The organism is Spongiactinospora sp. TRM90649 (assembly GCF_029382225.1).
GTDB lineage: Bacteria > Actinomycetota > Actinomycetes > Streptosporangiales > Streptosporangiaceae > Spongiactinospora.
Window position 1 is genome coordinate 292,275 of the sequence record NZ_JARLTC010000008.1, and the last position, 22,989, is coordinate 315,263.

At 72.1% G+C, this 22,989-nt stretch carries 19 protein-coding genes; 5 read left to right on the forward strand and 14 right to left on the reverse strand.

The window, feature by feature from the left end; translation table 11 throughout:
• Positions 1 to 151 precede the first annotated feature (151 nt).
• Positions 152 to 1,201, forward strand: a complete 1,050-nt coding sequence (locus P3X83_RS12425; RefSeq protein ID WP_277305143.1) for a DUF695 domain-containing protein — start codon at positions 152 to 154, stop codon at positions 1,199 to 1,201.
• A gap of 25 nt (positions 1,202 to 1,226) precedes the next feature.
• Here the strand turns inward: P3X83_RS12425 and P3X83_RS12430 are convergent, their stop codons facing one another.
• The gene (locus P3X83_RS12430) at positions 1,227 to 2,387 is read right to left on the reverse strand and encodes a cysteine desulfurase family protein (protein WP_277305167.1); all 1,161 of its coding nucleotides are present in this window, start codon (positions 2,385 to 2,387) and stop codon (positions 1,227 to 1,229) included.
• 86 nt (positions 2,388 to 2,473) lie between these two features.
• Here P3X83_RS12430 and P3X83_RS12435 point away from each other — a divergent pair, with 86 nt between their 5' ends.
• Complete coding sequence (locus tag P3X83_RS12435) at positions 2,474 to 2,983, forward strand: TetR/AcrR family transcriptional regulator (protein ID WP_277305144.1); 510 nt, start codon at positions 2,474 to 2,476, stop codon at positions 2,981 to 2,983.
• Between the two features lie 146 nt (positions 2,984 to 3,129).
• A complete protein-coding gene (locus tag P3X83_RS12440) occupies positions 3,130 to 4,359 on the forward strand; it encodes an MFS transporter (RefSeq protein WP_277305145.1) in 1,230 nt (409 codons plus the stop codon).
• Position 4,360: 1 nt separating this feature from the next.
• On the opposite strand, the gene P3X83_RS12445 is transcribed toward P3X83_RS12440, so the two are convergent.
• The 10 genes from P3X83_RS12445 to P3X83_RS12490 all read right to left on the reverse strand — a co-directional run bounded on the left by P3X83_RS12445 (position 4,361) and on the right by P3X83_RS12490 (position 16,767).
• Complete coding sequence (locus tag P3X83_RS12445) at positions 4,361 to 5,314, reverse strand: electron transfer flavoprotein subunit alpha/FixB family protein (RefSeq protein ID WP_277305146.1); 954 nt, start codon at positions 5,312 to 5,314, stop codon at positions 4,361 to 4,363.
• Between the two features lie 20 nt (positions 5,315 to 5,334).
• On the reverse strand, positions 5,335 to 6,120 hold the full coding sequence (locus P3X83_RS12450; protein WP_277305168.1) for an electron transfer flavoprotein subunit beta/FixA family protein: 786 nt from the start codon (positions 6,118 to 6,120) through the stop codon (positions 5,335 to 5,337).
• A 246-nt stretch (positions 6,121 to 6,366) separates the two neighbouring features.
• Positions 6,367 to 7,650 carry a serine/threonine-protein kinase gene (locus P3X83_RS12455; RefSeq protein ID WP_277305147.1) on the reverse strand — a complete coding sequence of 428 codons (1,284 nt, stop codon included), beginning with the start codon at positions 7,648 to 7,650 and terminating at the stop codon, positions 6,367 to 6,369.
• Between the two features lie 79 nt (positions 7,651 to 7,729).
• Positions 7,730 to 9,607, reverse strand: coding sequence for a serine/threonine-protein kinase (locus tag P3X83_RS12460; protein ID WP_277305148.1), 1,878 nt, complete (start codon positions 9,605 to 9,607; stop codon positions 7,730 to 7,732).
• The gene (locus tag P3X83_RS12465; protein ID WP_346742703.1) at positions 9,604 to 11,886 is read right to left on the reverse strand and encodes a protein kinase; all 2,283 of its coding nucleotides are present in this window, start codon (positions 11,884 to 11,886) and stop codon (positions 9,604 to 9,606) included. Before P3X83_RS12465 ends, P3X83_RS12460 begins: the two co-directional genes overlap by 4 nt.
• Before the next feature lie 117 nt (positions 11,887 to 12,003).
• The gene (locus tag P3X83_RS12470) at positions 12,004 to 12,528 is read right to left on the reverse strand and encodes a YbaK/EbsC family protein (protein ID WP_277305150.1); all 525 of its coding nucleotides are present in this window, start codon (positions 12,526 to 12,528) and stop codon (positions 12,004 to 12,006) included.
• Positions 12,529 to 12,752: 224 nt separating this feature from the next.
• A complete protein-coding gene (locus P3X83_RS12475) occupies positions 12,753 to 14,321 on the reverse strand; it encodes an FAD-dependent oxidoreductase (RefSeq protein ID WP_277305151.1) in 1,569 nt (522 codons plus the stop codon).
• A 3-nt stretch (positions 14,322 to 14,324) separates the two neighbouring features.
• On the reverse strand, positions 14,325 to 15,167 hold the full coding sequence (locus P3X83_RS12480) for a M55 family metallopeptidase (RefSeq protein ID WP_277305152.1): 843 nt from the start codon (positions 15,165 to 15,167) through the stop codon (positions 14,325 to 14,327).
• The gene (locus tag P3X83_RS12485; protein WP_277305153.1) at positions 15,164 to 16,390 is read right to left on the reverse strand and encodes a DUF6395 domain-containing protein; all 1,227 of its coding nucleotides are present in this window, start codon (positions 16,388 to 16,390) and stop codon (positions 15,164 to 15,166) included. Before P3X83_RS12485 ends, P3X83_RS12480 begins: the two co-directional genes overlap by 4 nt.
• Complete coding sequence (locus tag P3X83_RS12490; RefSeq protein ID WP_277305154.1) at positions 16,387 to 16,767, reverse strand: hypothetical protein; 381 nt, start codon at positions 16,765 to 16,767, stop codon at positions 16,387 to 16,389. The genes P3X83_RS12485 and P3X83_RS12490 overlap by 4 nt, the downstream gene beginning before the upstream one ends.
• A 229-nt stretch (positions 16,768 to 16,996) precedes the next feature.
• Between P3X83_RS12490 and P3X83_RS12495 the strand changes: the two genes are divergently transcribed.
• Positions 16,997 to 18,943, forward strand: a complete 1,947-nt coding sequence (locus tag P3X83_RS12495; protein ID WP_277305155.1) for an N-acetylmuramoyl-L-alanine amidase — start codon at positions 16,997 to 16,999, stop codon at positions 18,941 to 18,943.
• Positions 18,944 to 19,213: 270 nt separating this feature from the next.
• Here the strand turns inward: P3X83_RS12495 and P3X83_RS12500 are convergent, their stop codons facing one another.
• The 3 genes from P3X83_RS12500 to P3X83_RS12510 all read right to left on the reverse strand — a co-directional run bounded on the left by P3X83_RS12500 (position 19,214) and on the right by P3X83_RS12510 (position 21,118).
• Complete coding sequence (locus P3X83_RS12500; protein ID WP_277305156.1) at positions 19,214 to 20,236, reverse strand: methyltransferase; 1,023 nt, start codon at positions 20,234 to 20,236, stop codon at positions 19,214 to 19,216.
• A gap of 178 nt (positions 20,237 to 20,414) precedes the next feature.
• Entirely contained in the window at positions 20,415 to 20,645 is a 231-nt protein-coding gene (locus P3X83_RS12505) for a helix-turn-helix transcriptional regulator (protein WP_277305157.1), read from the reverse strand.
• Positions 20,645 to 21,118 carry a DUF2975 domain-containing protein gene (locus P3X83_RS12510; RefSeq protein ID WP_277305158.1) on the reverse strand — a complete coding sequence of 158 codons (474 nt, stop codon included), beginning with the start codon at positions 21,116 to 21,118 and terminating at the stop codon, positions 20,645 to 20,647. The genes P3X83_RS12505 and P3X83_RS12510 overlap by 1 nt, the downstream gene beginning before the upstream one ends.
• Before the next feature lie 532 nt (positions 21,119 to 21,650).
• On the opposite strand from P3X83_RS12510, the gene P3X83_RS12515 reads away from it, so the two are divergent.
• On the forward strand, positions 21,651 to 22,847 hold the full coding sequence (locus P3X83_RS12515; RefSeq protein ID WP_277305159.1) for a cytochrome P450: 1,197 nt from the start codon (positions 21,651 to 21,653) through the stop codon (positions 22,845 to 22,847).
• Positions 22,848 to 22,989 lie beyond the last annotated feature (142 nt).

Consider the following 22,989-nt stretch of genomic DNA (forward strand, 5'->3'; position numbering starts at 1 on the left):
TCGCATGCAAACCGCGAACCCGCGCCGGGGTTCTGGACCGGGGAGCGAAGGAGCGAGGCACGAGCGGATGAGCGAGTCGGGAAGAACCCCGGTCACCAGCGGGTGAGCCGCGACGCGCCGGCGTCGCATGCAAAGCGGATAGGCTCCCTCCATGCGATTGTTCGGCCGCAAGGGCGAGGAGTCCGAGTCCGGATCCGATCGTTCCAAGGCGATCGGCGAATTCTGGGACTGGTGGCACGCGGCTCGTCCTGAGCTCGACGCGCTGCTGGTGGCAGGCGACTCGGAGAAGCTGGCGGAGCGGATCGCGCCCGCCGTGACGGCGGTGCATCCGGGGCTGGTGTGGGAGATCGCCCCCGGACGGCACGCCGAGCAGGCGCTCGTGGTCACGGCGGCGGGCGACCCCGAGGTGCGCCCGGTGGCGCACCGCTGGGCCAGGGCCGCGCCGAAGCCCGACGAGCGGTGGGAGTTCCATCCCTCCCGGCAGGCCAACCCGGAGGCCGCCGGGCTGTCCGTCGACGTCGGCGGCTACGAGTTCGACTTCGACAAGCTGACGATGGGCCTGCACGTCCCGCGCGGCAAGCCGAGGGTCGATGTCACCGCCTACCACCCGATCTTCACCCTGCTCGACGAGGAGACCCGCCTGGAGGCCACCCTCCTGGCGCTGGACTGGCTGCTCGGCGAGGACGACGTGGCCCGCTGGGTGGGCGAGATCCGTCCGGCGGCGTTCCAGCCGATCGACGCGGTGGCCGCCGTGCACCTGCCGAGCGTGGTGGCCGACGTGGCCGCCGAGTTCGACGAGGAGCAGTGGGCGCTGATGGAGGGCCGCACGGCCGACGGCGCCAAGCTGATCGCCACGGTCCGCTACCCGCTGCGCCAGGTCGATCATCCGCTGTTCGACCGGCACGTCGCGATCGGCCTGCCGTACGCGCACCGCGACGCCGACGGGCTGCCTGAGGGCGAGTCGCTGGCCGCGCTGCGCGGGTTCGAGGAGCGCCTGGCGGAAGCGCTGGCCGAGCGCCCGGCCGTCGTGGCCGCGCACGTGACCGCGGGCGGGCAGCGCGAGGTGCACATCTACACCGACTCCGAGAGCGACGTGGCCGAGCGCGCCGGTGAGCTGGTGAGTTCGTGGAAGGAGGGCACGGCCGAGATCGAGGTGGACGACGACCCGGGCTGGGCCGCCGTCGCCCCGTTCCTGTCCTGACCGCTCCGGCCTGGCGGGCTGGGCGTCAGCTCAGCCCGGCGCGGCGGGCTCGTTCCACCACGGGGGCGATGACCTCGGCCAGGCGGTCGACGTCGGCCTCGGTGGAGGTGTGGCCGAGCGTGAAGCGCAGCGAGCCGCGCGCGGCCGGTGCGCCGGTGCCCATGGCCAGCAGCACGTGCGACGGCTGCGCCACGCCCGCCGAGCAGGCCGAGCCGGTGGAGCACTCGACGCCCTTGGCGTCGAGGAGCATGAGCAGCGCGTCTCCTTCGCAGCCGGGGAAGGAGAAGTGGGCGTTGCCGGGCAGGCGGTCGTCGGGGTCGCCGTTCAGCACCACGTCGGGGACGGCCGCGCGCACCCGTCTGATCAGCTCGTCGCGCAGCTCGGTCAGCCGCTTGGCCTCTTCCTCCTGACCCGCCACGGCGGCGGTCACAGCGGCGGCGAGTCCGGCGATGGCCGGGGCGTCGAGCGTGCCGGAGCGCACGTCGCGCTCCTGCCCGCCGCCGTGCAGCACGGGGACGGGGTCGATGCCCCTGGCCAGTAACAGCGCGCCGACGCCGATCGGACCGCCCACCTTGTGCCCGGACAGCGTGAGGGCGTCGGCTCCTGAGCCGGAGAACGACACGGGGAGCTGGCCGATGGCCTGCACGGCGTCGGTGTGCAGCGGGACGCCGTGGTCGTGGGCGATGGCCCCGAGCACCCGGAGCGGCTGGATCGTCCCTACCTCGTTGTTGGCCCACATGACGCTGACCATGGCGACGCTCGCGGGATCGCGCTCGATGGCGGCGCGCAGCGTGTCGGGGTGGACCCGGCCCAGCGCGTCGACCTCCAGGAGTTCCACCCTGGCCCCCTGGCGCTCGGCGAGCCATTGGGCGCCGTCGAGCACCGCGTGGTGCTCGACCGCGCTGAGCAGGACGCGGTCGGCGCCGGTGGCGGCCTTGCGGGCCCAGTACAGGCCCTTGACGGCGAGGTTGTCGGCCTCGGTGCCGCCGGCGGTGAAGACGATCTCGCTGGGTCGCGCGCCCAGGGAGTGCGCGATGGCCTCCCGGGACTCCTCGACGACCCGGCGGACGCGCCGCCCGGCGGCGTGCAGTGACGAGGCGTTGCCGACCTGCCCAAGCTGCTCGGTCATCGCCGCGATCGCTTCGGGTCGCATCGGCGTGGTCGCCGCGTGGTCGAGATAGGCCAGATGCACGATCCCAAGAGTAGCCGCGAAGAGCCGTAGGTTAACTGCCGGGTTTGCTTAGTGTACCGTCCGGACGGTACAGTAAATGGGTGAGAAGGAACGAGCTGCTCGACGCCGCCGAGGCCCTGCTCGGCGAGCAGGGCGCGCAGGCCCTGACGCTGGCCGCGGTCGCCCAGGCGTCCGGCGTCAGCAAGGGCGGCCTTCTCTATCACTTCAACAGCAAGGACGCGCTGATCAAGGGCCTGGTGGAGCGGCTGATCGCCGACTTCGACCAGCTCATGGCCGAGCAGGCTCCCCGTCTCGACACCTACACCAAACGCTATGTGGGCGCGACGTTCGCGGTGCTGCGCACCGGGCGGGTGCGCCGCTGGGCGGTGGTGACCGGGGCGGCCGGTGATCCGGAACTGCTCGCGCCACTGCGGGCGGCGATGGCCCGATGGCATTCGGAGGGGCTGGCCGGCGAGCCGGATCCCGCGGTGTCGGAGGTCGTCAGGCTGGCCTGCGAGGGGGTCTGGGAGGTCGCCTCCCACACTCCGGAGCTCTACTCCGCGGAGCACTACCGCGATCTTGAGGGGCGCCTGCTGGCGATGCTCGGCTGACGCCTGAGCACCCCCACTGTCGGAGCGCCCCATTGGTGGTCGCCCTCACGGCCCGGGCCGTTCGGGCGACCTGCTTTTCTGTGCCCATTTCACGACCGCCGAAACGCGATCGTGAGCACCTTCAAGACCTCAGGAAAGGAGCGATGATGACCCGCGAGCTGAGGACGGCCCGCTTCGGGGCGATTGTCACCTTCGTCCTTGCCGGGTTGCTGTGCGGCAGCTTCACCGTGCGCATCCCCGCGCTCGCCGATCGGCTCGGGCTGACCGAGGGAGCGGTCGGCGCGGTCCTGCTCGCCTGGGGTGTCGGGGCGCTGGTGACCATGCAGGCGATGCGCTCGGTGATGGCCCGCGCGGGCAGCCGCGCGGTGCTGCGGGCGGCCGGGCCGCTGTGCGCGGCGACCCTGGTCGGCGTGGCGTTCGCGCCCGACCTGCCGGCCCTGCTGGCCGCCGCGGCGGCGTTCGGCATGGCCTTCGGGACGCTGGACATCGCGATGAACGCGCAGGGCTCGGTGGTCGAGCGGGCGGCCGGGCGGCACCTGATGAACGGCATGCACGCGGGCTGGTGCGTGGGCGCGATCTCGGCGGGCCTGCTCGGCACGCTGGCCATCGGGACCGGCCTGCCGTACGGCGCGCACCTGGCCCTGATGGCCGCGCTGACGCTGCCCCCGCTGCTGATCGTGGGCCGCGCCTATCTCGCCGAGCCCCGGCGCGCCCGGAAGGACCCCTCAAGGGACGGCAGGCGCCGCGTCCCGCCCGTGGTCTACCTGCTGGGCGTGATCGCCTTCTGCGCCTTCATGGTCGAGGGCACCGTCGCCGACTGGAACGGGCTGTACCTCCGCGACTCGCTGGGCGCTCCGGAGGCGCTGGCCGCTCTGGGCTACCCGCTCTTCGAGGCCGGCATGCTGGCCGGGCGGCTGGCCGGTGACCGGCTCCGCGCCCGCCTCGGCGCACCCGCCCTGCTGACGGCCTCCGGGCTCGCGACGGCGGCCACCTTCACACTTGTGATCAGCGCGCCCACGGCGGCGCTGGCGCTGACGGGGATGGCGTTCGTGGGCGTCGCGGTGGCGACGATCTCACCGGTCGCGCTGTCCCTCGCCGGGACCGCCACGACCTCGCCTGGACCGGCCATCGCGCAGACCGGCGCGATGGGCTACGCGGGCCTGCTGCTCGGGCCGGTGGTGATCGGCTTCCTGTCCGGGCACGCATCGCTGCGGACCGCCCTGTTCACGGCGGTGGCGCTGGGCGTGGTGATCGCGGTCGCGGCCCGCCTGCTCCCGCGCGTGCGCGCCAGGCAGGCGGCCACCGCGACCGGCGCTCAGCATGACGACGCCGCCGGTTCCCGCCCGGAGGCCGTGCGGGAACCGGCGGCGGCCTGAGCTACTTGCGTTTGCCGATCTCGTCGGCGAGCTGCGGGACCACCTGGAAGAGGTCGCCCACCACGCCGTAGTCGGCCAGCTCGAAGATCGGGGCCTCGGCGTCCTTGTTGATCGCCACGATCGTCTTCGCGGTCTGCATGCCGGCGCGGTGCTGGATCGCACCGGAGATGCCCACCGCGATGTAGAGCTGCGGGGAGACCGTCTTGCCGGTCTGCCCGACCTGGAACTGGTGCGGGTACCAGCCGGCGTCGGTGGCGGCCCTGGAGGCGCCCACGGCCGCGCCGAGCGCGTCGGCGAGGCGCTCGATGAGCGCGAAGTCGTCGGCGGAGCCGACGCCACGGCCACCGGAGACCACGATCGCGGCCTCGGTCAGCTCCGGACGGGCGCCCTTCGCCTCCTTGACGCGTTCCACGATCCGCGCGCCACGGGCGGCGTCGGACAGCGCCACGCTCACCCGCTCCTCCGCGCCCGCGCCCGCGACCTGCTCGGGCGCGACGGAGTTGGGCCGGACAGCGACGATCGGGGTGCCCTTGGCGACCTTGGACTTGACGTTGACGCCGCCGCCGAACACGGACTGCTCGGCGACGAAGCCCGCGCCGAGCCCCACCGCGTCGGTGAGCACACCGGAGTCGGTCTTGACGGCCAGGCGCCCGGCGATCTCCTTGCCCTCCGGCGTGGCGGCGATCAGCACGCCCGCCGGGGACTTCTCGGCGACGAGCTGCGCGAGCAGCTCGGCCTTGGGCGCGACCACGAAGTCCGTGATCTCCTGGGCGTCGGCGACGTAGATCTTCTCCGCGCCGTGCCCGGCCAGCTTCGCCTGGGCCTCGGGGGTGTACCCGGGGCCGGCCCACACGGCGCTGGCCTCACCCTGGGTGCGGGCCAGCGCGAGCAGTTCGAGGGTGACCTTCTTGACCTCGCCGTCGACGTGCTCGACGAGAACGAGAACCTCCGACATCGTTGCGTTACTCCCCGTCCTCAGATGAACTTCTTGGTGGCGAGGTAGTCGGCGGTCTTGGTGCCGCCGTCGCCCTCGTCCTTGACGATCGTGCCCGCCGCGCGCGGCGGGGCGGTGGCGAACTCGGCCACCTCGCTCCAGGCCCCTGCCAGGCCGACCTGGTCGCCCGCGATGTCCGCGTCGGCGATGGAGAGCGTCTCGACCGGCTTCTTCTTGGCCGCCATGATGCCCTTGAAGGACGGGTAGCGGGGGTCGTTGATCTTCTCGACCACCGAGACGACGGCGGGCAGCGTGGCCTGGACCTTGTCGTAGCCGTACTCGGCGACCCGCTCGATGGTGATCGCGGTGCCGTCCACCTCGACCTTCTTGGCCAGCGTGAGCTGCGGGACGCCGAGCCGCTCGGCCAGCATCGCGGCCAGCACGCCGGTGCGGGCGTCGGTGGACTCCGAGCCCAGCACGACCAGGTCGAAGCCGGTCTTGGCCAGGGCTTGCGCCATCGCATACGAGGTGGACAACGCGTCCGAGCCGTGCAGGGCGTCGTCGATCAGGTGGACCGCCTTGTCGGCGCCCATCGCCAGGGCCTTGCGGATGGTCTCGCTCGCCTTGGCGGGCCCCATGGTGAGGACGGTCACCGTCGTGTCGCCGCCGTGAGCCTCCTTGAGCTTCAGCGCCTCCTCTACGGCGTACTCGTCGAGCTCGTTGATGACGCCGTCCACGGCGTCTCTGTCGAGGGTCTTGTCATCCGACCTGAGCTTTCGCTCGGTCGCCGTGTCAGGGACCTGCTTGACGCAGACGACGATGTTCATGGGGTCCATGGCCTCCGGACGGTATTTCCCACTTCGCGCTTTCACGTTTGCTGCGCTTCAACACTCTCGCTGCCAAGACTGCCAGGCGACGAATGGCGGGCCGACAGCGGGTAGGCTCCCCGGCCTCACCCACCGTTATGTTACCCAGCAGTAGCTTCCCGGCAAACCCACCGTTCAGGCCGCTCGCGCAGTCTCACATACGACCAGAATACCGAACATTATTCCGCTGACGGCGACCGGGTGCCCTCAACCGGCGAGGACCAGCACCAGCAGGACGAAGACCACCGTGCCGAGCGCCAGCACCAGCGTGAACGTGCTGAAGACACTGCTCAGCACCAGCCACAGCAGGACTGTGCCGACCCCGCTGCCGACGTCGATCACCACGCGCCTGCGCTGCGGCCCTTCTCGCGACAGCAGCCCGACCGCGGCGTCGCCGAGCACCCCGAGCGCGTACGCGGCGAGCACCAGGAGCGACACCTCAGGCAGGTTGTCCGACGCCGCCGCCGCGGCCAGCGCCGCCACCGCGCCCGACCCGATCACCCAGCGGGTGCGGACCTTCGCGGCCTGCTTGGCCCTGGCGTCTTCCGGCGTGGTGCGGCCGGGGCGCTGCGCCTGCCCGACCTGGCGGGTGGACAGCGCGTGCACGTCGGTGATCTCGGCCACACCCGGCGCGCCCGCGCCGCCGCCGCCGTCCGAGGCGACCGGCGGGACGGCGCCCACCAGGGTTCCGGCGAGCGCGGCCGGGGCGCCCACGCGCGCGGCGACCTGGGCCGACGTCGGCCGGATCGCGGGCTCGCGCACCAGGCACTCACGCAGCAGCGGCATGAGCCACTCGGGCACGCCGTCGAGGTCGGGCTCCTGGTGGACCACCCGGTAGGCGACCGCGGAGGCGGGCCCGATGCCGTACGGCTGGCGCCCCGTCGCCGCGTAGGCCAGCGTCGCCGCGAACGCGAACACGTCGGCCGGGGCCCCCGACTCCGCGCCCTCGATCACCTCGGGCGCCAGGTATCCGGGGGTGCCGAGCACCGCGCCCGAGGCGGTGACCGACACGGAGTCGAGCGCGTGCGCGATGCCGAAGTCGATGACCACCGGCACGCCGTCCGCGACGATCACGTTGGCCGGCTTGAGGTCGCGGTGGACCACCCCCGCGCCGTGGATGGACGTGAGCGCCGCCGCCAGCCCCCTGGCCAGCGCCAGCAGCCCGTCGCCCCCGATCGGCCCCTCCTCGGCGACCAGCGTGCTCAGCGGCCTGCCCTGGACGTAACGGGTGACGAGATAGGGACGCCTGCCGCCGAGCGAGGCGTCGCGGACCTCGGCCACGTTGTCGCCGCGCACCCGGCGCATGGTCTCCACCTCGCGCGACAGCCGCGCCAGCGCGCCCGCGTCGGCCGCGACGTGCGGATGCAGGACCTTCACCGCCACCGTGCGGCCCTCGGGGTCGAGCGCCAGATGGACCTCTCCGAACCCGCCCGCTCCGATCGACGAGAGCAGGCGGTACGCGCCCAGGTGTTCCCCGTCAGGGCCGCCCATGACACTCCCTCCGCCATCTTCATCGTGCCCCACATACGGCCGCGCCGCACGCGACTCGGGCGGAGGGCGCGGCCTCGTCTCACGACCAGGGCGAGAAGAACCCCAGGCCCAGGCTGCTCAGCAGATCGTCGACCAGGCCGGTGACCAGATCCACCGCGCCGATCGTGGCCCCGTCGGTGCGTCTGCGGAACTCGTCCTGAAGGCTCTCGATGACCTCCTGGGGCGCCTTCCACGGCGTGAACGACGGAGCCGTGCCGAACGCGGTGAGCATCACCAGCAGCGCCAGCGCGCCCAGCGCGATGGCCACGACCATGCCGGCCCCGGGGCTGCGGATCACCCCGGTCAGCGCCCTGGCCACCGCCCTGCGCGGCTTGCCGCCGCCGGGCAGCACGAACAGCCCCGCGCAGAACGCGCTCGCCGCCCAGGCGGCGGACGGGTTGGTGCCCATGCCGGTGCCGTAGGCGAGCACGCCCCACACGCACATGCCGAACATCGCCGCCAGCGGCACGTGCAGCAGCGTGCCGAAGACCGCCTTGATCAGCGCCCAGGGAGTGCCGAGCACGGCCAGCACCGGGTCGGCGCCGCTGTTGCCGCGCACCTTGCGCCGCTCGGCGAGGTCGCCGAACAGGTGCTCGCCGACCCGCAGGCACAGCACCAGCACGATCGTGAACGCGCTGACCAGCACGGGCAGCATGCGGGCGGCCCCGACCAGGCTCACCAGCAGCAGCGCGGCCATCAACGGATGCCCCACCCGGTACGGCTGGCGTCGCTCGACCGGCGGCTGGTACGGCTTGGCCTGCGGCGGCGGCACGTACGGCTGAGGCGGCCCTGTCGGCTGCGGCGGCGGGTAGCCCGCCACCCGCTGGTCCGGATAGGGCGGCGGCGCTCCCGCCGGGACGTAGGGCGGCACGGCGGCCGGAGGCGGCGCGGGCGGCGCCGCGCGCTGGGAACGGTCCTTCTGACGCCGTTCCGGCTTCGCGTAGTCCACGGGCGGCAGCAGATCGGAGAAGCTGTCCTCGTGGTCGATCACGCGGGTGCCGTTGCCCGGTGGCGGTGGCGGCGGGGCCACGGTGGTGCGGGGGTCTTCCACGCCCAGCACGCGGGTCTGCTCGCGCACCGGCGCCGGCCCGGTGTCGTGGAACGCGGTGACCGTGGGGTCCAGGGAACGTGACAGTTGCAGCAGGCCGCGCGCCGAGGGCCGGGTGCCCGGCTCCACCGACAGCGCCGCGCGCAGCCAGCCGCGCAGCCAGCCAGGCGCGTCGTCGATCCGCGCGTTGCCGTTCATGATGTTGAAGCAGACCGACTCGAACGTGCCGGTGCCGAACGGCGGCTTGCCGGTCGCGCCGAAGAACACCGTGGAGGCCAGCGCGTGCACGTCGGCGGCCTGGGTGATCTCGGAGTCGCGGATGATCTCGGGCGCCAGGTAGCCGGGCGTGCCGACGAACATCCCGGTCTGGGTCAGCCGGGTGGCGTTCACCAGGTGGGCGATGCCGAAGTCGATGACCAGCGGCTCGCCGCCGACCAGGATCACGTTGGCCGGCTTCAGGTCGCGGTGGATGACGTCGGCCGCGTGGATCGCGACGAGCGCCGCGCACAGGCCCCTGGCCAGCCGGATGACCTCGGCGGCCGACAGGGGGCCGTCGGTCAGGACGGTCTCCTCCAGCGTGCGCCCCGGCGCGAACCTGGTCGCGATGAACGGCTGCGCCCCCGAGAGCTGCGCGTCGACCACTTCGGCGACGTGCGGGCTGCGCACCCGGCGCATGGTCTCGACCTCACGGGTCAGCCGGTCGCGGGCCTTGAGGTCGGCCGCGACGTGCGGGTGCAGGATCTTGACCGCGAGATCGGTGCCTTCGTCGTCGACCCCAAGGTAGACGACGCCCATGCCGCCCTCGCCGATCTTGCGGATCAGCCGGTAACGGCCCACCATCTCGGGTGCGCGGATGTCCCCCGAGTTCATTGGTCCGCCTTGTGCCGAAGTTCGCTGAGTTGTGACGTCACCGTGTCGACTCCGATCGGTGCGAACTGCGCGGGCGTGGATCCCTCCCTCACCGTGCCGACCGCCAGCACGGTCAGCAGCAGCGCCACCCCCGCGAGCACTCCGGCCACCACGGTGGCCGGGGTCCGCCCCGGGACCAGTGACGCCAGTGTGCGGCGCATCTGCCGGCCCGGCCCCTCCACACCGGGGCCCGCGCAGATCGTCCAGAGCGCGACCGCCGCGCCCCAGCTCAGTGCGTTCTCAATAGGCATACCCTGCACGAGCACGGTCAGCAGCAGGGTCACCGGAAGGCCCAGGATCAGGGCGTACGGGACCAGCGCGAGCGTGATGCCCGCCGACTTGGCCAGCGCCAGCGGCTGGGTGAACACCCGGACCACGTCGAGCGCCGCCGCCCCTGCCGGGCGGTCGCCGAAGGCGGGCTGGGCGATGTCGGCGGCGCGCAGCACGATCGCGATCGGGATGGCCACCACCGCGACCAGCACCGGGGCGATGATCGCCGCCATCGCCACCACGATGAGCAGCAGCACGGCCGCCACGCCGTACGCGCGGGAACGTTGCAGCGGGTTGCCAGGACGCTGCCCGGGGTGGAGCATCCCCCCGGCCTCCTGGCCGGGCCCGGCCTGCGCCGCACGACCGCCCTGCTGGGTGCTCTGCTGCTGGACAGGCTGCTGGGACGGCTGCTGCGAGCCGTGCCCCGGGTATCCGGCCCCGCCCTGCTGCGGGTACGGCGGGGCGTAGGGCGTCTGCTGCTGCCCGGGGTATCCGCCCTGGCCGTAGCCGGGCGGCCCCTGCGGAGGCTGCGCGCCATGTTGCGGATTCGGCTGCGGATTCGGCTGGCCGTACGGGCTGGAGTACTGCGGCTGGTTGTACCCGGGGGTCGGGTAGTTCCTGATGTACTCGGGGATGTCGCCGGGCCGCACCCGCTGGGTGGGGATATCGCCGTCGGGCGTATGCGGACGGCCGGGGGGCACCGGCGTGCCCACCGGTGGCGGGGTGGGCCGCGCGGCGGCGTCGGCCTGGGTGGAAACGTCCCACCCCTGGGCCCCCGTGGGCATGGCCGCCTGGTCGCCCTGCGTCGGGGTGTCCCACGCCGGGCGGTCCTGGCCGCCGACGCCCTGGCGGATCTGGCGCAGCTCCTCCGGCGGCACGCGCCGGGTGGGGAAGGGGTCGCCGGTGTCGGGGCCGGGCTGCTCGCCGAGCAGCGAGACGTAGTCGTGGTCGCGGGAGGGCTCGGGCCTGCGCGGCTCCTGCTCAGGCCGCAGCACCTGGGAGCGGGACGGGCCGACCGGCGGGGTGGGAACGTCGCCCTCTCCCTGACCTGGCCGCCACGCGACGTCGCGGCTGCGCTCCTGTGCCCTTTCCTGGGCGGAGTCGCGGGCGGTGACATCGGGGACCGTGGTGATCTCGTCGGGCATCCGGGGCCGGCCCCCGGCCCTCGGCATCAGCCGGCCGATCTGGTCGGCCAGTTCGGCGGCCTTGGGACGCCTGGCCGGGTCGCGCTGCAGGGCGGCGCGCAGCACCGGCTGGATGACCGGCGGGGCGGCGTCGATGTTGGCCTTGCCCGCCGTGATGTTGTAGAAGATCATCTCCAGCGTGCCCTTGCCGAAGGGCGGCTGGCCGCTGCACGCGAACAGCATGGTGCCCGCCCAGGCGTGCACGTCTACTTCGGGACCGGCCTCCTGGCCCTCGATGATCTCCGGGGCGAGGTAGCCGGGGGTGCCGATGAACATGCCGGTCTGGGTCAGCCGGGTGGCGTCGACGGCCTGGGCGATGCCGAAGTCGATGAGCACGGGCTCGCCGTCGAGGATCATGACGTTGCCCGGCTTGAGGTCGCGGTGGATGACGCCGCCCGCGTGGACGGCGGCGAGCGCGACGGCGACCCCCCTGGCCACCTTGAGCAGCGCGGCGGCGCCGAGCGGCCCCTCTTCCTTGACCAGATCGTCGAGCGGCTGCCCGGGAACGTATCGGGTCACGATGTACGGACGGTGACCGGTCACATCGGCGTCGACGACCTCGGCGATGTACTCGCTGCGCACCCGGCGCATGGTCTCGACCTCACGGGCGAGCCGGCGGCGCGCCACATCGTCGCCCATGACCTCGGGCCGCAGCGCTTTGACCGCGACCTCACGGCCCTGCCGATCAACGGCCAGATGGACAACACCCATACCGCCTTCACCGAGCCGCCTGAGCAGCCGGTAAGGTCCTAGTCGGTCGTCCTGATTCATGGCATGAAGCACCATACCGGCTCAAACACCGCCCCAGAGATGAACCGCGAGGCCACATTCCCCGCTATTACCACGATCGGGCAGGCCCCAACGGTTTCCCAATCGAAGGTATTAGACAAGCTCGAAACGGCTTCAGTTCGCGAGTTCGAGCACCTCCGCGGATTTCAGCCCGGCGAGCACGGACCCCGGCAGGGCGATCTTGGATCGCCGCAGGCCACTGCCGATGACCACATCGGGGTGGGCGGCGACCGCGGCGTCGATCAGCACCGGCCAGTCGTCGGGCAACCCCAGCGGGGTGATGCCGCCGTACTCCATGCCGGTCAGGCGGACCGCGTCGTCCTGTGGGGCGAAGGAGGTCTTGCGCGCCTCCAGGTGACGGCGGACCACCCCGTTCACGTCGGCCCGCATGGTGGCCAGCACCAGGCACGCCGCGTAACGGACCTCGCCGCCGCGCTTGGCCGCGACGATCACGCAGTTGGCCGACTCGTCGGCGCCGACCTCGTATCGCTCGCAGAAGGCCGCGGTGTCGGCCAGCTCAGGATCGATCGCGGTGACACGCACCTCGTCGCCCAGTTCCGCGACGGCGGCGGCCACCGGCTCGGCCAGCAGGTCGGTCCTGCCGGCCGCCGATGTCCACGAAAGGTTCCCCGGCCCCATCTCGCGACATCATCCCTTCTCGTCGTTCATTCGCGGCGTGCCCACGCGGCATCGCCGCCCGCACGCCCCCCGGCGCGGATCCGCCCCGTCCTCGCCCGGCCACGTCAGGTCTCGCCATGACCCTACGCCGTCGCCACGCCCCACGAGCACCGAACTTTTTCCCTCCCTATGCTCCCCCGCTCGTGAAGTCAACGGATAGAAGGCCCGGATGGTTCACCACGGTTTCAGGAAGGTGCCGAGAGCACCCGCCGATGCAGGTGGGTGACCACCGCGCGGGCCGACTCCATCGCCCCCGCCTGCCAGGCGATGAGGTGGGTGAGCCAGTCTCCCGCGAAGTAGACCCGCCCGGCCGGACGGCGTAGCAGCTCGAACCCGCCGGTGAACGACGGCCAGCGCACCCATCCCCCGCCGATGTGCGGCTGGCGCTCCCAGGCGATCGACACCGAGGAGAGCAGCTCCTCCCGGTACTTCCGGCCGTGGATCTTCTCGCCCTGGGCCAGCGCGCGGGCGAGCCGTTCGCGGTGCGGCAGCCCGGCGTAGGCGACGGCGTTCTCGTCGGTGGCGTAGTAGCCGACGACCAGGCCCCGGGCCGAGTGGTAGCCGTGCGAGGGGTACCAGATGTGGGTGATGTCGAGGTCGGTCTCGGTTACGCCGCCGTAGATGCGGTCGTCCAGCTCCCACCAGCGCCGGCCGTACTCCAGGCCGATCTTGCCGGCCGAGACCGGGCGGGGCACGCGCAGCGCGGCGGTGACGTCGGCGCCGAGGTTTCCCGGGATCCCGGCGAGCACGTTCGGCGGCAGCGCGGCGACGCAGTAGTCGGCCTTGAAGACGGTCTGGCCGCAGACGACCTCGACGCCGTGCGGCAGATCGGTGATCTTGGTGACGGCCATGCCGGTCTTGATGTGGTCCGCGCCGACCTGCCGGGCGAGGGCGGCCACGATGCCGTCCATGCCGCCGACCGGCTGGAACATCGGGGTCGCCTGGTCGTAGCCGAAGTCCATGGTCACGGACCTGCCGATGCCGCCGGCCAGCACATCGGCGAGGCTCCCCGGCGACGGCAGCGCGGTGCCCTCGGTCAGGCCCGGGTTCACGGTGTATCCGCGCCGGGGCGAACCTTCGTAGTCGAGGCGTTCGCCGAGGTCGCCGAACCGCCGCAGGAACTCGACCAGGCGCTCCCGGTCGTCGCGGTCGAGCCGCCGGTTCAGCGCGCCGGTGTCGGTGGCCTTGGCCAGCAGTTCGGCGATGTACCCGTACAGGTCGGCGCGCGCGGTGCGCGCCCGGACCGGGGCCGCCATCCCCTGGTTGTAGACGTAGGCCGAGGCGTTGTTGTTGACGAACGTCTCGATCGGCACGCCCAGCTCGCGGCAGTAGTCCATGGTGACCATCCACTGCGCGATCCGGCCAGGCCCGGCGTTGAAGTAGACCCCATCGCCGAACCCGGCCCGCTGGGTCTCACCCGAGGCGTCGGTGACCGTGTCGCCGCCGCGCAGGGTCAGGCTGCGCCCGCCGATCCGGTCGCGCGCCTCCAGGACCGTGCAGTCGTAGCCCGCCTTGCCCAGCTCGTAGGCGCAGGTCAGCCCGGCGACCCCGGCGCCCAGCACGATCACCTTGGCCGCCGCCCTGCCGGTCAGCCGGAAGTCGGACCGCTGCGGCGGCTCGAACCGCGGCTTCGGGGTCTCCTCGCCCGGGGCGAGCCCGAGCGCTCCCATCGCGGCGAACATGGCGCCCGCGCCGCCCGCCGCTCCCACACCGACCAGCAGGGCACGCCTGGTCAGCCCTTGTGCCTCGGTCATCGCTCAGCCGTAGATCCCGCTGCCGCAGGCGACCTGACCGCCGATCATCGCGAAGATCCCGAACAGCGCCATGATCTGACCGAAGTCGCCGGTGGTGAACTCGGTGTGCCGGGGCCCGGCCGACCGCACCCCCGGGATCAGCGCGCACCCGGCGGCGATGGCCGTGGAGTTCCACTCGATGCCCAGCGTGTACGGCGGCTCGACCCGGTAGGGCGCGAAGTCGGCCACCCGCTCCAGCGCCCGGCAGGCCGCCGCGAGGATCCGCTCGTGGGCGACGCGCGGCGGCAGCAGCTCCGCCGAGAACCGGTCGACCCCCTTCTTCACGGCCACCGTCTCGACGTCTCCCAGCAGTTCGCGCGCCTCCGCGCAGACCGCCTCGTCACCGGTGACCAGCGCCACGGGAACTCCAAGGAACCCGGCGTATGCGGCCACGACACGCGTCTCGCCGCACACCTCGCCGTTGAGGTAGACGTTCTGGATCTCCTTGCCCATCCACGTGTGGTTGAGCACGCCGTCGCGGACCCCTGCCATCGCGTGGTAGCCGACGAGGCAGGCCGCCCGGTGGTCGCTGTCGAGCCCCTGGCCCATCCGCATCGGCTTGCCCGGGCCGCGCACCAGCGTGGCGCGCGGGTCGAGCAGGTCGATGCGCAGGTTCTTGGTGGACCCGTGCGCGTCGTTGACCAGGATCGTCCGCGCCCCGGCCGCGCAGACCCCGCCGATCACGGCGTTGGCGTCGGCGGTCATCAGCTCGCACCCGCGCTCGTAGCCGCGCCCGCCGGCGCGCATCTCCTCGGGGTCGGTCAGGCCGGTCACGCCTTCCATGTCCACCGACAGGTAGACCCTCATGTCCGCTGACCCCAGCTCTCCACTCGCCGTGCCTCGCTCTCCGTCATGAAGCCGACCTCCCCGGCCATGAAGTCGGCGACCTGTTTGCGCCAGGGGTCGGGGACCTCCTCGACGGCCGGGCGGTAGCAGTGCTCCAGCCAGGCGGTGGACTCGCGGGTCGCCCGGAGGTACTCGGCGGCCCTGGCGAAGGGGGTGGTCTCGATGCCGGGCACGTGGGCGCAACCGTACTCGATCATCTCCTGGCCGCCATAGGGGGGCGGCTTCTGCCACTTGGCCGCCACCGGGCGGGCGGCGGTGATCGCGGTGCGCATCGGACGGCGCTCGATGGCGGCCTGGATCAGCTCCTTGTACAGGCACTTCCCGCACACCCCGCACGGCCCGCCGTCGCCGCGCAGGCACCACCTGACCTGGTCGCGCAGCGGCGAGGCCAGCGCCAGCCGCATGGTCACCGCCTCGCTGACGCCGCCGACCGGCAGCACCATGGGCAGCCCGGCGGCGGCGAACAGGCGGCCCCAGCGCCCGCCGGGCGACCACATCGGGTTGTGCGGCGTGTACCGGTGCACGTAACGGCCCCCGCCCAGCCAGCGCGAGCCCAACTCGTAGCCGAAGGCGAGGCCGCCCAGGTCGAGCCCGTCGGCCAGCAGCAGCGCTCCCACGGCCACCGCGTGGTGCTCCGGGTAGCCCGGCCTTGGCTCGGACAGGGTGAACTCCAGGTCCGACTTGACGATCGCCACCTCCCTGCCGGTGCGGGACGCCAGCCGGGCCAGCACGTCGGAGCGGTAGTGGGTCCAGCGGTTGGGCACCCGGTGGTGCGGCACCCGCTGGAAGTGGACGAGCGGGGCGTCGGGCAGCATCGCCGCCACCGCCACCGAGTCGGCCCCGCCGCTGTAGGAGATCGCCAGGCGGGAGCCGGAGCGGGGCGTCTCGCCGACCGGCCCGGCCTCGACCCCGAAGCCCTGTTCCAGGGCTGCGGCGAAGCCGCGTGAGACCGGGCGGTCGAAGACGACGCGCCTGGCCGTCCAGGGGGCGACGACGCTCCAGGCGGCCAGCGCCAGCAGGTCGGCGTGCACATCGGGCAGCACGCGGGGCAGCCGCACCCGGCACGAGTTGGTGGCCATCCGGACGGCCTGGCCGTCGGTGACCGTCCCGGTGATGGAGTCTTCGGCGTCGAGCCGGAAACCCAGGTTCCAGACGTCTCCGTCAGGGGCCCAGGTGGCCCTCACCGAGCACCTTCCCGGTCGCCCTTCGTGGACCCGGCGTCCCGGCAGGCCGCCTCCACGCGGTCGACCGCCTGCCACAGCAGGACCTCGTTCTGCAGGATGCGGTCCATGGCCGAGGCGGTCTCGCCCGCGAGGCGGTGGGCGTCGTCCCAGCGGGTCATCCGGGTCTGGTCCGGCGCGCTCCTGGCGATTCGCGCACTGAGTTTCTCGACCTCGCCGCGGAGTTCGGCCAGCTCGCGTACGACGGCCTTGACCTCCCACAACGAGTCGCGGATGTCGTCTTTGTGATCAGCGCGAGTGACGTATCGGGCATCGAACCAGGACTGTGCCGCGCGCCGGATCCACCCGGGGACCAGCACCCGCCTTACTAACCGGGCCATGGATCGTCACGATAGCGGCACGCGCTGGAGTTCCTTGACGAACCGTCAAGAGCGTTATCAGCAGGTATGAAATTGTTGCAGCTCAGCGATGCTGGAACGTGCCGAATCAAGGAATGAAAAAATTCTTCTGCTCATGGCAATGCGAGAAGAAAATCGTTGACATCGGCGGGCGGACTCCCCACCCTGGTGGTCGGCGTCGATCATTCGCATCCCCCAGCAGAGGAGCATCATGCGACTCCGCCCCGCCCCGTGGACTGCCGCCGCGCTGGCCGTCGTGCTCGTGTCCGCCCCGCTCCCGCCCGCCTCCTCCGTTTCGGTCGCCGCCCCCTCCAAGGGCGCGGACGATCGGCAGCGGGACTACGCCGAAGCCGCGCGCGCCCACGGCGTGCCGGAGAGCGTGCTGCTCGGGGTCTCGTACCTGGAGTCGCGCTGGGACGCCAACCGGGGCCTGCCCAGCACCTCCGCCGGGTTCGGCCCGATGCACCTGACCGACGCGACGGCCGCCGCCCGCCCCCATCACTCCGAGTCCAGGGAGGATCCTCGTGGCGACGACTCGCGCCGCCCTCGCGCCCTCCCGGCCCCCGCTCCCGAACCCGGTGTCCCCGCCGAGTCGCTGCGGACCCTGGAGCGCGCCGCCGAGCTGACCGGCCGGTCGCCCGAGTCGCTGCGCACCGACCCGGCCGTCAACATCCTGGGCGGCGCCGCGCTGCTGGCCGATTACCAACGGCGGCTCGGCGCTCCGCCGTCCGACGATCCCGCCCAGTGGTACGGCGCGGTCGCCCGCTATTCCGGGGCCGCGGACAAGGGCTCCGCCCGGGCGTTCGCCGACGAGGTCTACCAGGTGATCCGCGACGGCGCCGCGCGCACGACGGACGACGGGCACCCCGTACGGCTCGCCTCGGCCCCCGATGTCCGGCCGCTGCGCGAGCTGCTGGAACGGCTCGGCCTGCGCGCCCCGGCCCCCGGCCCCGTCGAGTGCCCCAAGACGGTCTCCTGCGAATGGATCCCCGCCCCCTACCAGAAGCTCGGCGAGGGCGACGGCGACTACGGCAACCACGACCTGTCCGACCGGCCGAAGAACCAGAAGATCGAGTACATCGTCGTCCACGACACCGAGGAGTACTACGACCGCACGCTCCAGCTCGTGCAGAACCCCGCCTACGTGAGCTGGCACTACACGCTGCGCTCACAGGACGGCCACATCGCCCAGCACGTGCGGGCCAAGGACGTCGCCTGGCACGCCGGGAACTGGTACGTCAACGCCAAGGCCATCGGCCTGGAACACGAGGGCTTCCTGGCCAGGGGCGGAGCCTGGTACACCGAGGCGATGTACCGGACCTCGGCCAAGCTGGTGCGCCACCTGGCGCGCAAGCACCGGGTGCCGCTCGACCGCGCGCACATCCTCGGCCACGACAACGTGCCCGGCACCGTCCCGGGCACGGTCCAGGGGATGCACGAGGACCCCGGCCCCTACTGGGACTGGGCGCACTACTTCGACCTGCTCGGCGCGCCGCTGCGCGCCTCGGGCGGACGGCGGGCCGAGTCCGTCATGATCCGCCCCGGCTACGAGAGCAACCGCCCCTACTACTACGGCTGCGACCCCGCCGCCCCCACCGCCGCCTGCCCGCCGCACGGCTCGGCCTCCGTCTGGCTGCGCACCGAACCGCGCGAGGACGCCCCGCTGGTCAAGGACATCGGCAAGCACCCCACCGGCGACTCCCTCTACAGCGTCTACGACCACAGCGCCCGCGCCACCACCGGGCAGCGCTACGCCGTCGCCGGGCGCGAGGGCGACTGGACGGCGATCTGGTACCTCGGCCAGAAGGCGTGGTTCCACAACCCGCCGGGCGCCCGGACGGCGGTGCCGTCGCGGGGAATGCTCGTCACCCCCAAGCCCGGCAAGACCGGCGTCCCGGTCTACGGCAGGGCCTACCCGGAACCCGAGGCGTACCCGCCGGGGATCCCGCCACAGCCGATCACGCCGCTGCAGTACACGTTCGCGGCGGGGCAGAAGTACACGGTGGGGCGCGTGGCGACCAGCGAGTACTACCGCGCGGTGACCTTCGACGCCGCCGCGCACCAGGTGGTGCGAGGGAAGCTGAGGTACTACCAGATCCAGTTCGGCCACCGGGTAATGTTTGTCAACGCCGACGACGTGACCCTCACCCTCGACTGACCCGTCCGCCGTGCCGCCCCCCGGCCGATCAGCACCCCGAGGTCGAAGAGCACCGGCTCGATCAGGCCACCGGGACGGCCGGGAGCATCGCGCCGGGCTCGGCGGGCCGGGCGGGCCGCTCGTCGTGATCGACGCGGGTGTCCTGCTCGCCGGTTGAGCTTTCACCGGGATTCCGGACAATATCGAACGACCTCAAAAGACACCGGATGACTACGGACGGTGAGACGCCATGCCGCGCCGCGCGCCGTATTGTGCGCGCCGTCCGCCTGGTCAGGTCGCCGCCGCGACCGCCTCGACGATGGACAGGGCCGTGCCGGTGGGGACCACACGGACGAGGCGCAGGCCCGCCGCCTCGAAGAGCCGGGCGAACTCGTCCGCCGTGCGCTCCCGGCCGGTGAGGGAGGCCATCAGCATGAGGTCGACCGCCTTGGCCTGGTGGGGCTCGTTGCCCGGGGGGATGACCGCGTCGAGCACCAGGACCCGGCCGCCGTCGGCCATCGCGCGGCGGCAGTTGGTCAGGATGGTCACGCACTGGTCGTCGTCCCAGTCGTGCATGACGCGCTTGAGCAGGTAGACGTCGCCGGGCGGCACCTCGGTGAAGAAGTCGCCGGGGATCGCCTCCCAGCGGCCGTCGGTCTCCCGCGCCCCCAGGCGGTGCCCCGCCAGCGCATGCGCCTGGTCGAACAGCACCCCGAACAGGGAGCGCCGCCGGAGCAGCACCTCCAGCAGCAGCCCGCCGAGCCCGCCGCCGAGATCGACCACGACCCCCGACTCCGGCAGGTCACAGGCGGCGGCGATGGGCGCGTTCTCCCAGTCCGACATCGCCGCCATGCCGCTGTGGAAGGTCATCGCGACCTGGGCGTCCTGAGCGAAATATTCAAAGAATGACATATCAAACAGGTCATTGAATATCGAGGCGCCCTTTTCCAGACATCCTTCCATCTCTCCGGCGGGCCGCCAGAGCGTCCGATGGGTCAGCATGAGAATCGCCGCACGTGCCGACATCGGCCCGTCCGAACGCAGCGCCCGCCCGCGCTCGGTGAGCCGGAAACGCCCGTCGCCGAGTTCCTCGAAGATCCCCCGGGTGGCCAGCAGGCGCAGCACGCGATAGAGCGCCCTCGGATCGGCGCCAACCTGTTTTCCCAGCTCAGCTAGGGTGAGTGGCCCATCGGCGAGCGCGTCCGCCACCCCGGCGGACGCCACCGCCCGCAGCGCCGCCGACGACAGGTATCCCAGCGCCTCATCGACGAGGAACAACAACGATTCCCGGTCGGCGCCCGGGTCGTCGGTCATTTCCGTTTCACTCGGCATGGGGGACCTCCGTGGCGCGCGATGTTTTCCCGTCTACCTCCGGCGTCCCCAATGGAACCACGCCGGAAAGTCACAATAAAATGGCCACGAGAACATACAGCCGTGCACTTCCCGCTCAGGAGCCACTTACGAGGGCGCGACAGCGGCCCGCGCCGCTTGCTCAGGCGCTCTCCTCACCGAGCAGTTCGCCGGACTCCCAGCGCAGCAGGTCTCCCGGCTGACATTCCAGGACCTCGCAGAGCGCCGCGAGCGTCGTGAACCGCACCGCCTTGGCCCGGCCGTTCTTGAGCACGGCCAGGTTGGCGGGCGTGATCCCGACCCGATCGGCCAGCTCGCCCACGGACATCTTCCGCTTGGCCGGCATCACGTCGATGTCGACGACGATCGGCATCAGATCACCTCGTTCAACTCTGCCCGCATCCGCGCCGCCTCGACGTCACGGGCGACGGCCTGGGCGAGCAGCATCCGCAGCACCAGCACGACGAGCCCCACCCCCACGGTCGCCACCACGCCACCGCACAGCAGCAGCACTATGCCAGGCGGAACGGGCTCACCGGGCGCGAGCACGACGGCGAGCGCGAACAGCAGCACCGCGGCGGCCAGGACCGCGCCGATCACGACGTCCACGTAGCGGAAGGCCGCGTGCGAGAACACCGTCGAACGCTGGACCATCGTCAGCAGCCGCCACACGCAGACGAGGACGACCTGCCCCGCCACCATGCCCAGCACGATGATGAACAGCAGTGGGGTCCGCAGGTATGAGTACACGGCGGCGAGCTCGTCGAGGTCGATCGCCAGCAACGGCACCATCACCGTCTGCACCACCACCGAGCCCGCGAACAACGCCCCAAGAACGACACGCAAGGCGGGCACCGTCCACTTCCCCGTCGCTTCTCCCAACGATCGAGCCACGACCGAAATCTATCGATAATCGATATTCGCGACCACGCCCTAGTCTCGATCTCTCCGCCACGTGCACGCCCTTTGCACACCCTCCACACACGGTGGGGCAGAGGGTGCCCGGGGAGGCGACGATCCACTCCACGTCGCGGCGCTCGCGCAGCGCGTCCGGGGGTCGAGCCCGGGGTGGTCGCTGCCGAGCGCGACCAGCGCGTCTCGGTGTGCTCGGCCAGCGCGATCCCGGCCGGGGTGAGGGCGACGCCGCGCCCGGTCCGTTCCAGCAGTGGCACCCCCGCCTCCCGCCGCGCTTGCGGCGGCACGCTCGTCATGCGGCGCACCGAGCATCGCGAGTTATCGGACCTCTCCATGAACCTGCCGCCAGATTGCCGACATTCGACCTGTCCGGCCCCCGAAGTGGGGAGGAACCTGGTCGGCAAGCGTGACAGGTCGTTCCTGACACACATCTCGTAGAGGGATCCTCAACCAAGGAGAGGCGATGGCCGACATCGTCGAAAGGTACGAAATCCCGAAACAGCACTTCTGGCTGCACGGCCCCCGATCGGGCCCGCCGGTGGAGTTCGACGCCCGAGCCGGGATCTGGAACGTCTACGGTTACCCGGAGCTGCACGAGGTGCTCAGCGACCCCGCGACCTTCTCCTCCGACACGATGCGCCTGGTCCCCCAGCGCATGATGCCGGACGAGGAGATGTCGCTGGAGGGCTTCATCACCCAGATCGACCCGCCTGAGCACGGCAAGCTACGCAAACTGGTCAGCAGCGCGTTCACCCGCAAGGTCGTCGCCGACCTGGAACCGCGCATCACCACGATCACCCACGAACTGCTCGACGCGGCGCGCGAGCAGGAGCGGTTCGAGCTGGTGCGCGACCTGGCCTACCCGCTGCCGGTCATCGTCATCGCCGAACTGCTGGGCGTGCCCAGCAGCGACCGCGCCCTGTTCAAGCAGTGGGCGGACGGACTGTTCCAGCGGGACGCCAAGATGTCGTTCGAGCAGACCGACGAGGAGCTGAGCGCCACCCGCGAAGCCACCATGAAACCGTGGCGGGAGATGACCGAATACCTGGCCGGTCACACCGCCGAACGCCGCCGCTCGCCACGCGCCGACCTGCTCACCAGGCTCGTCGAGGCCGAGGTGGACGGCGAGCGCCTCCCCGACGCCCAGGTGGTCAACTTCGCGATCGTGCTCCTGCTGGCCGGCCACATCACCACGACCATGCTGCTCGGCAACACGGTGCTCTGCCTGGACGCCTTCCCCGACCAGCAGGCCAAGGTGCGCGCCGACCGCACCACGGTCCCGGCCGTCATCGAGGAGTCGCTGCGGCTCTTCACCCCGTTCGCCGCCCTCGGCCGCGCCACCACGCGCGAGACCGAGCTCGGCGGGGCGACGATCCCGGCCGACCAGATCGTGATGTGCTGGCTCGCGGCGGCCAACCGGGATCCCCGGCAGTTCCCGGCCCCCGAGTCGTTCGATCCCCACCGCGACCCGAACCCGCATCTGGCGTTCGGCCGGGGCATCCACTTCTGCCTGGGCGCTCCGCTGGCCCGGCTGGAGGGCCGTATCGCGATGAACATCCTGCTCGACCGGCTCGACCCGCTGCGCACCGACCCGGAAGACCCCGTGGACTTCATCCCCACCCCGACCCTGACCGGAGTGCGCCGCCTTCCGCTGATCTAGCCGGAGTGGGGGGGGGGGGGGGGGGGGGGGGGGGCCCGCCCCCCCCCCCCCCCCCCCCCCCCCCCCCCGGCGCCGGGGGCGTGACCTGGACGCCGAAGCCGTCTCCGTGGTGGCGATGGGCGGGGCCACGAACATCGGGGCG

What these genes read in the sequence shown, in the direction of transcription:
- P3X83_RS12455 (WP_277305147.1), bottom strand. Translation starts at nt 7,650, where the DNA reads ATGGGCGGCCCTGACGGGGAACACCTGGGCGCGTACCGCCTGCTCTCG.
- P3X83_RS12490 (WP_277305154.1), bottom strand. Translation starts at nt 16,767, where the DNA reads ATGGCCCGGTTAGTAAGGCGGGTGCTGGTCCCCGGGTGGATCCGGCGC.
- P3X83_RS12450 (WP_277305168.1), bottom strand. Translation starts at nt 6,120, where the DNA reads ATGAACATCGTCGTCTGCGTCAAGCAGGTCCCTGACACGGCGACCGAG.
- P3X83_RS12505 (WP_277305157.1), bottom strand. Translation starts at nt 20,645, where the DNA reads ATGCCGATCGTCGTCGACATCGACGTGATGCCGGCCAAGCGGAAGATG.
- P3X83_RS12515 (WP_277305159.1), top strand. Translation starts at nt 21,651, where the DNA reads ATGGCCGACATCGTCGAAAGGTACGAAATCCCGAAACAGCACTTCTGG.
- P3X83_RS12500 (WP_277305156.1), bottom strand. Translation starts at nt 20,236, where the DNA reads ATGACCGACGACCCGGGCGCCGACCGGGAATCGTTGTTGTTCCTCGTC.
- P3X83_RS12475 (WP_277305151.1), bottom strand. Translation starts at nt 14,321, where the DNA reads ATGACCGAGGCACAAGGGCTGACCAGGCGTGCCCTGCTGGTCGGTGTG.
- P3X83_RS12470 (WP_277305150.1), bottom strand. Translation starts at nt 12,528, where the DNA reads ATGGGGCCGGGGAACCTTTCGTGGACATCGGCGGCCGGCAGGACCGAC.
- P3X83_RS12440 (WP_277305145.1), top strand. Translation starts at nt 3,130, where the DNA reads ATGACCCGCGAGCTGAGGACGGCCCGCTTCGGGGCGATTGTCACCTTC.
- P3X83_RS12425 (WP_277305143.1), top strand. Translation starts at nt 152, where the DNA reads ATGCGATTGTTCGGCCGCAAGGGCGAGGAGTCCGAGTCCGGATCCGAT.
- P3X83_RS12460 (WP_277305148.1), bottom strand. Translation starts at nt 9,607, where the DNA reads ATGAACTCGGGGGACATCCGCGCACCCGAGATGGTGGGCCGTTACCGG.
- P3X83_RS12465 (WP_346742703.1), bottom strand. Translation starts at nt 11,886, where the DNA reads ATGGTGCTTCATGCCATGAATCAGGACGACCGACTAGGACCTTACCGG.
- P3X83_RS12445 (WP_277305146.1), bottom strand. Translation starts at nt 5,314, where the DNA reads ATGTCGGAGGTTCTCGTTCTCGTCGAGCACGTCGACGGCGAGGTCAAG.
- P3X83_RS12480 (WP_277305152.1), bottom strand. Translation starts at nt 15,167, where the DNA reads ATGAGGGTCTACCTGTCGGTGGACATGGAAGGCGTGACCGGCCTGACC.
- P3X83_RS12495 (WP_277305155.1), top strand. Translation starts at nt 16,997, where the DNA reads ATGCGACTCCGCCCCGCCCCGTGGACTGCCGCCGCGCTGGCCGTCGTG.